Origin of the sequence: Spirillospora sp. NPDC052269 (genome assembly GCF_040679435.1) — a bacterium.
Classification (GTDB): domain Bacteria; phylum Actinomycetota; class Actinomycetes; order Streptosporangiales; family Streptosporangiaceae; genus Spirillospora.
This window is the reverse complement of sequence record NZ_JBFAUU010000017.1, coordinates 53,816-66,109: the sequence shown is the minus strand read 5'-3', so window position 1 is coordinate 66,109 and position 12,294 is coordinate 53,816. Positions and strand designations below refer to the sequence as shown.

Annotated in this window: 14 protein-coding genes and 1 riboswitch; of the genes, 4 read left to right on the top strand and 10 right to left on the bottom strand. The window is 71.1% G+C overall.

The window, feature by feature from the left end; all coding sequences use genetic code 11:
• Positions 1 to 109: 109 nt before the first annotated feature.
• Together AB0L06_RS32040 and AB0L06_RS32035 are read left to right on the top strand one after the other, a co-directional pair.
• Positions 110 to 1,000 (top strand): D-alanyl-D-alanine carboxypeptidase family protein, encoded by an 891-nt coding sequence (locus AB0L06_RS32040; RefSeq protein ID WP_500234874.1) that lies wholly within the window; start codon positions 110 to 112, stop codon positions 998 to 1,000.
• A 1-nt stretch (position 1,001) separates the two neighbouring features.
• Positions 1,002 to 1,718, top strand: coding sequence for a hypothetical protein (locus AB0L06_RS32035; protein WP_500234873.1), 717 nt, complete (start codon positions 1,002 to 1,004; stop codon positions 1,716 to 1,718).
• Here AB0L06_RS32035 and AB0L06_RS32030 read toward each other — a convergent pair.
• Positions 1,715 to 2,560, bottom strand: a complete 846-nt coding sequence (locus tag AB0L06_RS32030) for an Imm21 family immunity protein (protein ID WP_500234872.1) — start codon at positions 2,558 to 2,560, stop codon at positions 1,715 to 1,717. The two genes, AB0L06_RS32035 and AB0L06_RS32030, sit on opposite strands and share 4 nt — an antisense overlap.
• A 128-nt stretch (positions 2,561 to 2,688) precedes the next feature.
• Between AB0L06_RS32030 and AB0L06_RS32025 the strand changes: the two genes are divergently transcribed.
• Positions 2,689 to 3,399, top strand: coding sequence for a Clp protease N-terminal domain-containing protein (locus AB0L06_RS32025; RefSeq protein WP_500234871.1), 711 nt, complete (start codon positions 2,689 to 2,691; stop codon positions 3,397 to 3,399).
• 3 nt (positions 3,400 to 3,402) lie between these two features.
• Here the strand turns inward: AB0L06_RS32025 and AB0L06_RS32020 are convergent, their stop codons facing one another.
• The 6 genes from AB0L06_RS32020 to AB0L06_RS31995 all read right to left on the bottom strand — a co-directional run bounded on the left by AB0L06_RS32020 (position 3,403) and on the right by AB0L06_RS31995 (position 7,985).
• Positions 3,403 to 3,846 (bottom strand): PH domain-containing protein, encoded by a 444-nt coding sequence (locus tag AB0L06_RS32020; RefSeq protein WP_500234870.1) that lies wholly within the window; start codon positions 3,844 to 3,846, stop codon positions 3,403 to 3,405.
• Positions 3,839 to 4,714: an ATP phosphoribosyltransferase gene (gene hisG / locus AB0L06_RS32015; protein ID WP_500234869.1), complete on the bottom strand. Its 876-nt coding sequence runs from the start codon at positions 4,712 to 4,714 to the stop codon at positions 3,839 to 3,841. The genes AB0L06_RS32020 and hisG overlap by 8 nt, the downstream gene beginning before the upstream one ends.
• Positions 4,715 to 4,970: 256 nt before the next feature.
• Positions 4,971 to 5,441 (bottom strand): 6,7-dimethyl-8-ribityllumazine synthase, encoded by a 471-nt coding sequence (gene ribH / locus AB0L06_RS32010; protein WP_500234868.1) that lies wholly within the window; start codon positions 5,439 to 5,441, stop codon positions 4,971 to 4,973.
• Complete coding sequence (locus AB0L06_RS32005; protein ID WP_500234867.1) at positions 5,438 to 6,730, bottom strand: bifunctional 3,4-dihydroxy-2-butanone-4-phosphate synthase/GTP cyclohydrolase II; 1,293 nt, start codon at positions 6,728 to 6,730, stop codon at positions 5,438 to 5,440. The genes ribH and AB0L06_RS32005 overlap by 4 nt, the downstream gene beginning before the upstream one ends.
• Complete coding sequence (locus AB0L06_RS32000; RefSeq protein ID WP_500234866.1) at positions 6,730 to 7,380, bottom strand: nicotinamide mononucleotide transporter family protein; 651 nt, start codon at positions 7,378 to 7,380, stop codon at positions 6,730 to 6,732. The genes AB0L06_RS32005 and AB0L06_RS32000 overlap by 1 nt, the downstream gene beginning before the upstream one ends.
• Complete coding sequence (locus AB0L06_RS31995; protein ID WP_500234865.1) at positions 7,377 to 7,985, bottom strand: riboflavin synthase; 609 nt, start codon at positions 7,983 to 7,985, stop codon at positions 7,377 to 7,379. The genes AB0L06_RS32000 and AB0L06_RS31995 overlap by 4 nt, the downstream gene beginning before the upstream one ends.
• A 98-nt stretch (positions 7,986 to 8,083) precedes the next feature.
• A riboswitch (FMN riboswitch) is annotated at positions 8,084 to 8,214 on the bottom strand.
• 222 nt (positions 8,215 to 8,436) lie between these two features.
• Here AB0L06_RS31995 and AB0L06_RS31990 point away from each other — a divergent pair.
• A complete protein-coding gene (locus tag AB0L06_RS31990; RefSeq protein WP_500234864.1) occupies positions 8,437 to 9,525 on the top strand; it encodes a hypothetical protein in 1,089 nt (362 codons plus the stop codon).
• Here the strand turns inward: AB0L06_RS31990 and AB0L06_RS31985 are convergent.
• From AB0L06_RS31985 to rpe, 3 genes are read right to left on the bottom strand one after another with little or no spacing between them, the layout of a single operon-like run.
• Positions 9,522 to 10,838, bottom strand: coding sequence for a M20 metallopeptidase family protein (locus AB0L06_RS31985; RefSeq protein WP_500234863.1), 1,317 nt, complete (start codon positions 10,836 to 10,838; stop codon positions 9,522 to 9,524). The two genes, AB0L06_RS31990 and AB0L06_RS31985, sit on opposite strands and share 4 nt — an antisense overlap.
• Positions 10,839 to 10,879: 41 nt before the next feature.
• Complete coding sequence (locus tag AB0L06_RS31980; protein WP_500234862.1) at positions 10,880 to 11,539, bottom strand: HAD-IA family hydrolase; 660 nt, start codon at positions 11,537 to 11,539, stop codon at positions 10,880 to 10,882.
• A complete protein-coding gene (gene rpe, locus AB0L06_RS31975) occupies positions 11,539 to 12,225 on the bottom strand; it encodes a ribulose-phosphate 3-epimerase (RefSeq protein ID WP_500234861.1) in 687 nt (228 codons plus the stop codon). The genes AB0L06_RS31980 and rpe overlap by 1 nt, the downstream gene beginning before the upstream one ends.
• Positions 12,226 to 12,294 lie beyond the last annotated feature (69 nt).

Here is a 12,294-nt window from a genome sequence, read left to right as displayed (position 1 = left end):
CTCGAGGCGCAGGGGGCCTCCCCATGTTTCGGCCGAACCGCTTGCGGACGCCCCCGCCGCCCCGCGAAGCTGCATGGGCTTTCGTCGGACGAGCGAAACGGGGCCACTGATGCGACGCACGGGACTTCTCGCGGGCACGACCTTCGCAATCACCCTCATAACGGCGGCGCCCTCAGCGGCCGAACCCCGCCCCGCCCTCCAGGGCCCGGAGCCGTCCAGCCTGCGCGCGAAGGCCGCCTACCTGTCCGTCGGGAACACCACCTGGGGCAGCGGCGCGGAGTCCGCCCGTCCGATCGCCAGCATCACCAAGCTGATGACGGCCCTGGTCGTCGTCCACGCCGGCGACCTCGACCGGACGATCACCATCAAGCGCAAGTACCGCACCTACGGCGCCCGCCACGACGCGAGCATGGCCGGCCTCCACCCCGGCGACCGCCTCACCGCGCGCCAGCTCCTCTACGCGATGCTCCTGCCGTCCGGCTCGGACGCCGCCTTCGCCCTGGTCGAGTCCTACGGAGGCACCTGGCCGAAGTTCGTCGCCAGGATGAACGCCACCGCCGCCGACCTCGGCATGGCCGACACCCGCTACGACAACTTCGACGGCCTCCCCTGGCCGTCCCGGACGGCCGACTCCAGCACCCCGCGCGACCTCGTCGTCCTGGCCCGCGAGGCCCTCACCGACCCGACCGTCCGCCGCGTCGTCGGAACCCGCACCTACACACTCCCCAAAACCAGAACCCACAGGGCCTACACCTGGACGAACACCAACCGCCTCCTCGGTACCTACAATGGCGTGCGAGGCGTCAAGACCGGCTTCACGAACACCGCCGGCTACTGCCTCCTCTTCACCGCCCGGCGCGGCAAGCGCACGGTCTACGGCGCCGTCCTCGGCGAACCCACCTCCACCGCCCGCTTCACCGACGCCACCCGCCTGCTCGACTGGGCCTTCGGCCAGGACACGACCGAACTCCCCCTCTCCCCCGCCCCGGACCAGGACTGACTTGGACAAGCTCACCCTCGCCCAACTGAAGGGCCTGGCGAAGAACCCGAACACCCCGACGGACATGCTCCTGGCCCTGCTGAACAGCGGCGAGCACGACCTCCAGTTCAACGTCCTCCGGAACCCGCACGTCCCGGACCAGGTCTGGAACGCCGCCGTCACCCACCCCGACCAGCACGTCCGGAACATGGTGGCCAAGAACCGGCACGCCCCACCCGAGCACCGAGCCCGCCTGGCCACCGACCCCGACCAGCAGGTCCGCGTTGCCCTGACGGAACAACGCCGAACCCCACCCGAGACCAGAAGGGCACTCTGCGCCGACGAGGACCCCCTCGTCCGCGCCACCGCCATCAAGGGATGGCCGAACCCGCCCGAGGACGTCACCGACCGTCTCCTCACCGACCCCGCCCCCTCGGTCCGCCTGGCGGTGTCGATGCGCCCGGAACTGACCGAGGAACAACGCGCCGCCATCGACTTCCACGTCGGCCCGAAGGACTTCGTCCGGCCGCCCGACTGGTTGTGGGACCGGCTCGACGACCTCGAGACGATGCGCCGCTGCGCCACGTCCGCCCACCTGGGCCTCCGCCGCACCGCCGCCTACAGTCCCCATCTGCCCGCGGACCTGGTCGAGTTCCTCACCGAGCACCACCCGTCCCCGCCCCCGGCCCTCCCACCCGAAGTGATGACCACCCTGCTCTCCCAAGCCGGCCTTCACTAGCAAGCAACCGCGCGCCGAACCTGATATCCCCATCGGCTGAGCACCCGGACAACGGTCTCCGCACCACTCGGATTCGCACTGTGCACATAGACCATCCCGATCCGGAACGGCTCCCCGCTGAAAGCCGCCTCCTCCAGAACCGTCACCACTGGCATGATGCTGTCGTCCCCACCCAGGTCATGGTCGAGCCACAGCTCATCGATGAAGCACCCACGGTGCTCCTCCAGCAGAAGAACACCCTCAGCACTCGTCCGCGCAATCCGCGTGACCCCAGGCAACGACCGCAGGTCATCAACCCCAAGCACCACCCGCGCCGACGCCCCAGCCCCCTGCTCCTCGATCGGCTGGAGTTGGACGAGGATCATCCAGACGGCGTCGTCCATGATGTAGGTGGCGCGGACTCGGTACCGGCCGGGTGCGAGGTCGACGACGAGGTGGTCGCCGGGTTCGAGTTCGTCCCCGGCCAAGGTCGAATCGAAGAGGACGGCTGTGCCTGGGACGTCCCAGATGAGGTCTCCGTCTTCGTCCCAGGTGACGCCGTCGTGAAGGGCGCGGCGAGCCGCGTCGACGATCTCGGACTCGGAGTCGGCGGCGGCCCAGCGCAAGAACAGCAGTTCGTCGGGCAGGAATGTGGTGGACACCGGTTCCACTCCGAGGACCAGGCCGTGCTGATCGCCGATCGGGATCGATCCGACGTATCCCTCGATCGAACAGGCGCGACCGTAGTCGCCCCAGGTCTCGACGGGGCCGTCGTCGTCACTGACGCCTTCCCACCGGTCGAGCACGGCCCGGGGCGCGACCAACAGCGGGCCTCCACCGGATTGAACCCAGGTCAGAGCCACTGAACCCTCCCTCGCCGCGCTGATCTCGGTGAAGCCTAGTTGGCGGCCCCGGGCGGAGAAGTGTCCATTCCCCCATCGATCGTCAACCGCGGGTTGACGCATTGCGAGCGTCAACCTATGGTTGACGTATGAGCGAATTTCCGGTGCGGCTCGGTGATCTCATCGAGTACGTGAACGAGCAGAGTCCCGAAGGCGGGCCGCTGGAGCGGCTGTCGGGCGCGGTGGTGGTGTCGGAGCAGGTCGGAGAGGCGGCCGATCATCTGGTCGGGCACTTCGTGGACCAGGCGCGCAGGTCAGGGGCGTCCTGGACGGAGATCGGGCGCAGCATGGGCGTCACGAAGCAGGCCGCGCAGAAGCGGTTCGTGCCGAAGCCCAGCGGTGGGACGGCGGAGGCGAGCGGGCCGTTCTCGCGGTTCACCAAGCGCGCGATCAACTCGGTGCTCGCCTCGCAGGAGGCGGCGCGGAGCGCGGGCAACGACGAGATCCGGCTCGCGCACCTGGTGCTCGGGCTGCTGACCGAGCCCGAGGGCCTCGCCGTCAAGGCGATCGAGGAGCAGGGCGTCACGGTCGAGGACGTGCGGGTGATCGCCGTCCAGGCGCTGCCGCCGCGCGTGGAGACCGAGATCCCGGAGAACATCCCCTACGCGCAGGAGGCGGCGAAGGTGCTGGAGCGGAGCGTCCGCGAGGCGCTGCGGCTCAACCACAACTACATCGGCACCGAGCACCTGCTGCTCGCCTACTTCGACGAGGGCAGCCCGCTGCTGGACGCGAACCTCGACAAGGACGAGGCGGAGGAGTGGATCAAGTCCGTCCTGGAGCAGTTCCAGAAGGAGGACTAGCGACTAGCGGTCGCGGGCCTCGCCGCGGGCGTGGACGAGCGCCTGGAGCTCGGTGAGCTGGCGGACGGCCAGGTGCTTCTCGGCGCCGTTGATGCCCATGGCGCCGATGGACGTGCCGTCCGCCAGGTCGAGGGTCGGCCACGGCTCGCCGACGCTCATGTTCACGTCCACGATCTCGGCCCATTCGAGGCGGCGGGTGCGGAAGGCGTTGACCACCGTCACCCCCGCCTCGTCGGCGGCCACCCGGCAGCGCGCCAGCATGTGCAGCAGCCACGCCATGAGCAGGCCGAACAGGACCATCATGGTCCGGTCGAACGCCTTGAACTGGGGCGCGACGATGACGGCGAGCAGGACCATGCCGAGCACGCTCACGCCCGCCGTCACGTACGCGATGAACCGGGTGGTGCGGGGGCGCCACACCACCGGCAGCGTCGGGGTCTCAGTCAACGATCTTGCTGATCGGGATCTCGAGGATGTCGTGGGCGCCGGCGGCCTTGAGCGCGGGGATCAGGGTGTTCACCCCGCGCTTGGGGACGACGGACTCGACCGCGCTGGCCTCGCCGCCGGCGAGGGCGGTGACGGTCGGGGACGACATGGCGGGCATGATCTCCAGGACCCCGGCCAGGTCGGCCTGGGCGACGTTCAGCTTGAGCAGGACGTTGCCGCGGGCGCGGATGGCGCCCTGGAGCAGGAGCGCGACGTCCTCCATGGCGGCGCGCTTCTCGTCGTCCTCGTACGCCTCGCGGTTGGCGACCAGCTCGGTGTAGCTGGTCAGCAGGGTGTCGAGGATGCGCAGGCCGTTCTTGCGCAGGGACGACCCGGTCTCGGTGAGGTCGACGATGACGTCCACGATGTCGGGCACCTTCGCCTCAGTGGCGCCGTAGGACGGCACGACCTTGGCCTTCACCCCGTGCCGGTCGAGGAACCGGCGGGTCATCTCCGGGAACTCGGTGGAGATCCGGACGCCCTCGGGCAGGTCGGACACCGACTGCCAGGGCGCGTCGTTCGGCACCGCCATGATCACGCGGACCGGGTTCGAGGTGGCCTTGGAGTACTTCAGCTCACCGAGGCTGACCACGTCCGAGTCGGTCTCGGTGATCCAGTCGCGGCCGGTGATGCCGAGGTCGAAGAGCCCCTGCTCGAGGTAGGTCGGGATCTCCTGGGGGCGCAGCACGCGCACCCGGTCGATCCGGGGATCGTCGATGGACGCGCGGTAGTCGCGGTCGGAGGAGCGCCGGACGGTCAGGTCGGCGGCGTCGAACAGCTCCAGGGTCGCCTTCTCCAGGGACCCCTTGGGCAGAACGAGAGACAGCACAGCATTCCCTTTCGGGGAGAGGTGATGGTGGGACGGATCCGGGACGGGCTCAGGAGCCCAGATGCTCCGAGTCATGCCCGGCGTGACCGTGATGCCGCGTACCTCGCAGGGTCAGAACCGTGCCGGATGCGGTCACCGTCGCCTCCCGTCCCTTTCGATGCCATCACTTGCTGTAGTGAAAGCCGACCTTACCATGCCGTGACCGGCGGACTCCTCCGGGTCACCCCGGGTGGCGCCACCCGGGGTGACCGCGCCACTACCGCAGGCTACGGAGGGTGAGGGCGGTGTCGAGCGCCGCGACGACCGACTCCCAGCCCTTGTCCTCCGAGCTGTCCGCGAACCCGCTGCGCGCGAGGGCCTGATCGACGTTGTCGCAGGTGAGAACACCGTTACCGACCGGAGTCGACTCGTCCAGAGCGACCCTGGTCACACCGGCGGTGACCGAGTCGCAGACGTAGTCGAAGTGAGCCGTCTCACCGCGGATGACCGCGCCGAGCACGGCCACCGCGTCCAGGTCGCGCGCCAGCTGCTGCGCGACGACCGGGATCTCCAGGGCCCCCGCGACGCGGACGACGATCGGCTCGGGGACGCCGCACGCCTTGGCCGCCATGATCGCGCGGTCCAGCAGCTGGTCGGTGATCTGGGCGTTCCACCGGGTGCAGACGATGCCGAGCGTCAGCCCGGCGGCGTCGATGGTGGTGTCCTCGGGGCGTCCCTGCCCGCTCATACGAGGTCTCCGATCTCGTGGCCGAGGCGGTCGCGCTTGGCCGTCAGGTAGCGGCGGTTGTGCTCGGTGACGGCGACGGGCAGGGCCTCGCGGCCGTGGACGCCGATCCCGAACCCGGACAGGCCCTGGAGCTTGGCCGGGTTGTTGGTGAGGACGCGGATCGACCTCACGCCCAGGTCGCGCAGCATGTGCGCGGCGTTGGAGTACTCGCGCGCGTCCACGGGGAGGCCGAGCTCCATGTTGGCGTCCACGGTGTCGGAGCCGACGTCCTGGAGGGCGTAGGCCCGCAGCTTGGCGAGCAGGCCGATGCCCCGGCCCTCGTGCCCGCGCAGGTAGAGGACGACGCCGCGGCCCTCCTCGGCGATCCGCTCCATGGCGGCGTCCAGCTGGGCGCCGCAGTCGCAGCGCTCGGAGTGCAGGACGTCGCCGGTGAGGCACTCGGAGTGGGCGCGGACGAGGACGTCCTCGCCGTCGCCGATCTCGCCGAGGACGAGCGCGACGTGCTCGCCGCCGTCCACGGAGCTGGCGTACCCGACGGCGCGCCACATGCCGAAGCGGTTCGGGAGGCTGGTCTCGGCCTCGCGGGTGACCATGGGCTCGGTGCGCCGCCGGTACTCGACGAGCTGCTCGATGGAGATCAGCTTGAGGCCGTGCTCCTTGGCGAACACCTGCAGCTCGGGCAGCCGGGCCATGGTGCCGTCGTCGTTGACGATCTCGGCGAGGACGCCCGCGGGCGGCAGCCCGGCGAGCCGGGCGAGGTCGACGGCGGCCTCGGTGTGGCCGCGGCGGCGCAGCACCCCGCCCTCGTGGTAGCGCAGCGGGAAGATGTGCCCCGGCCTGACCAGCGCGGACGGCTCGCTGCCCGGATCGCACAGGACGTGCAGGGTGTGCGCGCGGTCGGCCGCCGAGATGCCGGTGGACACGCCGTCCCGGGCGTCCACGGTGACGGTGAACGCCGTGCGCATGCGGTCGCGGTTCTGGGTGGTCATCAGCGGGATCTGGAGGCGGTCCAGGTCCGCGCCGAGCATCGGCGCGCAGATCACGCCGCTGGTGTGCCGGATGGTGAAGGCGAGCAACTCGGGCGTGGCCTTCGCCGCGGCGAAGATGATGTCGCCCTCGTTCTCGCGGTCCTCGTCGTCCACGACGATGACGGCCTTCCCGGCCGCGATGTCGGCGACGGCGTCCTCGATCGGGTCGAAGACGCCGGACGCGTCGTCGCGCGCCAGGTCGGTGCCGCTGACGGCCACGGTGCCGTGGGTCATGTCGTCCCTCGTGTCGTCGCCGGTCATCACGCCGTCACCGCCCCGTCCGCGCGCGCCTGGACGGGTGGGGTCCGGCGCGCCTCCTTGAGCCAGTTGCGGAATCCGGCCATGACCATGACGAAGAAGATCCCGTACACGGCCCCGGACACCCAGAGCCCGGACTTCAGGGCCAGCGGGACGCCGACCAGGTCCACCAGCACCCAGATGATCCAGAAGTCCACGAGGGCGCGGCTCTGCGCGAACGTCGCCGCCGCGCTGCCGACGAAGATGTAGGCGTTCGCCCACGGCGACCAGGCGACCTTCAGCCAGGCCAGGTGCATGAAGATCTGCGCGACCAGGACGGTCCCGACCGCGAGCGCGGCCAGCAGGACGATCCGCTCGCGGGCGGTGGCCTTGCGGATGACCAGGGGCCCGCCGCCACGGCGTCCGCGCGTCCACATGAACCAGCCGTACGCGCCGAGGAAGACGAACAGGCCCTGCTTGAGGGCGTTGCCGGGGACGTGGGCGTGCAGGGAGGCCGCGAGGAGCAGCAGCGCGCCGGCGATCTGGACGGGCCAGGTCCACAGCGTCTTCTTCATGGCGAGGTAGACGACGGCGAGCGAGAGGACGTTGCCGACCAGGTCGGTCCACAGCACGTGCTCACCGAAGAGGGTGAAGCTCGAGTTCAACCAGTTCACGACGCCTCCTCGCTGTTCCGGACGGTCAGCATCCGCTCGACGTACTTGGCGACGACGTCGACCTCGAGGTTGACAACGTCCCCGACGCCCTTGTGGCCGAGGGTGGTCAGGGCGAGGGTGGTGGGGATGAGCGCGACGGTGAAGCGGTCGGGCCCGGCCTCGACGACGGTGAGGCTGATGCCGTCCACCGTGATCGAGCCCTTGTCGGCGACGTAGCGGGCGAGGCCGGACGGGAGCGAAACGGTCACGACGTCCCAGCGCTCGCCGGGCTCGCGGGAGAGGATCGTGCCGGTGCCGTCGACGTGGCCCTGCACGATGTGGCCGCCGAGCCGGTCCGACACGCGGACGGGCCGCTCGAGGTTCACCCGCGCGCCGGGGGCGAGGCCGCCGAGCCCGGAGCGGTCGAGGGTCTCCTTGATGACGTCGGCGGTGAAGGCCTCGTCCTTGACGTCCACGACGGTGAGGCAGACGCCGTTGACGGAGATGGACGCGCCGTGGACGGCGTCGGAAGTGACGATCGGGCCGTGGATGGTCAGGCGGGCCGAATCCGCCGCGGACTCGACCGCTCTGATCTCGCCGAGTTCCTCGACGATGCCGGTGAACATGTCCCGGGCCTCCCTTTGGGGGTCAGGCTCCGGGGTTCCTGCCAGCACGACGGATCGCGTACGGCGTGCAGCCCCTTTTCACCTCGAGCAGGGGCCGTTCGCGCGCTGCCTCCCATCCGGACTTTAACCGTCGGTCCCGGAGTTCCACCGGGTCAACCGGCCGATGGCTTCGGCCGGGTCGCGGACTATCACCGCCGGTTCGGACTTTCACCGACCCCGGAGCACGCGTTGCACTGCTTGCCAACCAGTGTGCCACGCGCCTTGTTCCCGGGACCATGTGAGAACGCCCACGACCTCATTCGGCCAACCAAGCGCTCGTTCGGGTACAGCCTCTCCGACCCCCGAAAGACGGGCCTTCCCGCCGAAGATCACCCGGACTAGGCTCCCGCTGCGGCTGCCCCCGCACGGCCGCGGTGATCATCCCTGCACACACACCTGTCCTGGGAGCCCCATGTCCATCAAGCGGATCGTGATCACTACGGCGGCGCTCACGCTGACCGGCGGAACCCTGGCCGCACCGGCCGAAGCCGGGACGGCCAAGCCCGTCCCGGGCTGGCGGATCGTCCACCGGGTGGCGAACAAGGACGTCCTCCTGCGGGACGTGAAGGCGGGCGGCCCGCGCAACCTGTGGACCGCCGGCGAGACCTACGGCACGATCGACCACCCGTCCACGCCGGTCGCCCTGCACTGGAACGGGGCGAAGTGGGCGTCCCTGTCGCCACGTGCCGACCAGGTCACCCGGCTGACCACCATCGCGACCTCGTCCACGGGCGACACCTGGGCGTTCGGTCCCCTGATGGGCGTGGACAAGCCCGAGCGCGCCCTGCACTGGAACGGAAAGGCCTGGACGGCCGGCGGCCTGCCCGGCGACTACACCTGGATCACCACCGCGGCCACGTTCGGCCCGCGCGACGTGTGGGCCCTGGGACGCGTCGGCGGGCAGAACGGCGAGCCGTACATCGCCCACTTCAACGGCAAGCGCTGGACGAAGGTCGCCGCCCCGAAGAACGTCACCAGCGGCTCCATCAACAACGTCGTCGGGATCTCCCCCAAGAACCTGTGGGCCGTGGTCGCCGAGCCGTTCGGGTTCGCGGTCATCCACTACGACGGCCGGGCCTGGCGGTCGATGCCGATGCCGACCACGGTCGACAACCCCTACCAGTCGTTCGCCGGCGGCGGGCTCGTCGCGCGCGGCTCCCACGACGTCTGGGTCGCCGGACGGTTCCCGACCGCGAAGGGCACCGGCGCGCCCGGCCTGGCGCACTACGACGGCAAGAAGTGGACGGTCGTCACCGCACCCGGCGCGTCCACTCCCCTGGCCGGGCTCGCCGACGACGGCCACGGCGGACTGTGGGCCACCACCCTCTACTCCCCCAGCGAGATCTGGCACTACAGCAAGGGGCACTGGACCAAGGCCACGCCCAAGGGCGGTGTCGCCAAGCCCTACCTGAGCGGGATGACCCACCTCCCGCACACCACCACGTCCGTCAGCGTCGGAGACGAGAACGGGCCTGCCGTCCTCGCCACCGGAGCCTTCTAGGCCGCCATCCTTTCCGTCGTCCCGGACGCGGTGCGGTGGGCCAGCCAGCCGGACATCGAGCGGACGCCGACGCCGATGGCGCGTTCGTCGGGGTCGAAGGCGCCGAAGTGCGGGTAGGCGGTGACGATGTCCGCGCCGGGACGGCGGACGCCGAGGAAGCTGAACGTGCCGGGGAGGCGGCGGAGGAAGAGCGCGAAGTCCTCGCCGCTGAACGGGATCGCCGCGTGCATCGTCGTGACCGCCCGGCGTCCGAGCCTGGACGTCAGGTAGTCGCGGACCTCCCGTCCCGGACGCGGCGGACACACCATCGCCGGGAACGCGTCCGTGGGGAAGTCGATCCGGGCGTCCGGGTAGCGGGCGGCCAGGCCCCGAAGCTGGTCGCGGATCTCCGGGACGCGCTCCTGCGGCCAGCAGCGGAACGTCGCGCGCACCTCGACGTCGCCGTTGGCCGCGGGACGTGCGCCCGCCCGCATCCAGACGAAACGGGCGAGCGGGCCGTTCGGCGTCTCCGTCTCCCGGACCATGCGTTCGAGGTCGGCGGACGTCTCCGGGTAGGCGACCGTGGAGAGCGCGCTGATGTCGGCGACGAGCCGGGCGGCCCGGTCGGACGCGCCGGGCCCGGTCAGCGTGATGCTGCCGCGGTCCAGGCCCGGAAGCCCGGTGCCCGGCGTGACCGCGAACGTCCCGACCGGCATGGGGCCGCAGTGCAGGGCGTGGATCTCGGCCGGCCTCGTCCGTTCCAGGACACCGGCGGAGATCATCGCCTGCGCCCCGGTGAGGGACTCCTCGCCCGGCTGGAAGAAGAACACGACCTCGCCGCTGAGCCGGTTCCGCAGGCGGGCCAGGACCTCGGCGACGCCGACGCCGATCGTGGTGTGCAGGTCATGGCCGCACACGTGCGCGGGGTCCGGGCCGCCGTTGATCTGCGAGTCCGGCGGGACGGCGTCCATGTCGGCGCGGTAGGCGACCGTCCGGCCGCGTTTCCGGCCCTTCAGGACGCCGACGACGCCCGTGCCGCCGACGCCCGTGGTCACCTCGAGTCCGGCGGCGCGGAGCCGGTCCGCGACGAGCGCGGCGGTGTGCGTCTCGACGCCCGCCAACTCGGGGTGGGAGTGGATGTCGCGGCGCAACGCGATCAGGTCGGCGTCCAGCCGTCTGGCCGTGGCGTCGATCTGCTTCTCGAGGCCGGACGGCTCGGTCGCGTAGGCGGGGAGGCCGCCGGCCAGGGCGCCTCCGGCGGCGCCGAGTGCGACGGCCCCGCCGAGCACGCTGCGGCGGGTCAGGGCGGGTCGTCCAAGGTGGTGATCGCTCATGTCCTGGACGCTACGGACCCGGCGACGGCCCTTCGAGGTGGCTAGGTGCCGACCTGGGGTGCACTCAACTCCACCATGAGGCCGCCTGGCGTCGCGGTGACGTGGGTCAGGTCGGGCACGATCCAGTCGGCCTCGCCCAGCTCGGACGCGTCGTGGCTGGTCGTGACGGCCACGACGGTCGCACCGGCGGCGCGTCCGGCGTGGATCCCGGCGGGCGCGTCCTCCACGACCACGCACGCGGACGGCTCGACGCCCAGCTCGCGCGCGGCCAGCAGATATCCCTGCGGGTCGGGCTTGCCCTCCGCCACGCGCTCGGCGGTCACGACGACCGGCGGCAGCGGCACGCCCGCGACGTCCGTCCGGACCTTGAGCTGGCCGAGGTCCATCGAGGTGACCAGTGCCCAGGGCAGGGCGTCCATCGAGGTCAGGAGGCGGACGGCGTCCGGCAGCGCGGTGATGCCGTCGGTGCGGGACGCCTCCAGCGCGTCCAGCCGCGCGGCCGCCTCGGCGACCTGGCCCGCGGGCAGGTACTCGGCGATCCGGTCGGACGTGCGGCGGCCGTGCGCTCCGGCCAGGTAGTCCGCGGCGTCGATGCCGTACTCGGCCGCCCATTCCCGCGCGGCCGCCTCGACCAGCGGGGTGGAGTCGACGAGCGTGCCGTCCACGTCGAACAGGACGGCCGAGCATGGCAGGAAGGTCATCAGTGCACGGACCAGGGGGCGGCGGCGGTCGCCTTCTCGGCCTGGGCGCGGAGCTTCCGGATCGCCTCGGAGGGGTCGTCCGCGCCGTAGACGGCGCTGCCCGCGACGAACACGTCCGCGCCCGCCTCGGCGCAGCGCTCGATCGTCTCGGCGCTGACGCCGCCGTCCACCTGGAGCCAGACGTCCAGGTCACGGCCCTTGATCAGATCGCGGGCGCGGCGCACCTTCGGCAGCACGACATCGAGGAACCTCTGCCCGCCGAAGCCCGGCTCGACGGTCATCAGCAGCAGCATGTCGATCTCGCCGAGGATGTCCTCGAACCCGTCGACCGGCGTCGCCGGGTTCACGCCGAGCCCGGCGCGCGCGCCCGCGGCGCGGATCGTGCGCAGGGTGCGGATCGGCGCGGACGCCGCCTCCGCGTGGATCGTGACGCTCTTCGCCCCGGCCTCGGCGTACTGGGGGGCCCAGCGGTCGGGGTCCTCGATCATCAGGTGGCAGTCGAGCGGGAGGCGGCTGGTCCTGAGCAGCGCCTCCACGATCGGCAGCCCGAGGGTCAGGTTGGGGACGAAGTGGTTGTCCATCACGTCGACGTGCACCCAGTCGGCGGCGTCGGCGATCCGCTCGACCTCGCCGCCCAGGGCGGCGAAGTCGGCGGACAGGATGCTGGGAGAGATCTGCGGAGCCATGATGCCCCCAGCTTAGAAGCCCCCGGTCACCGCTCATGCGGCAGGGCGGGCCTCAGCGCCGGTGTTTCC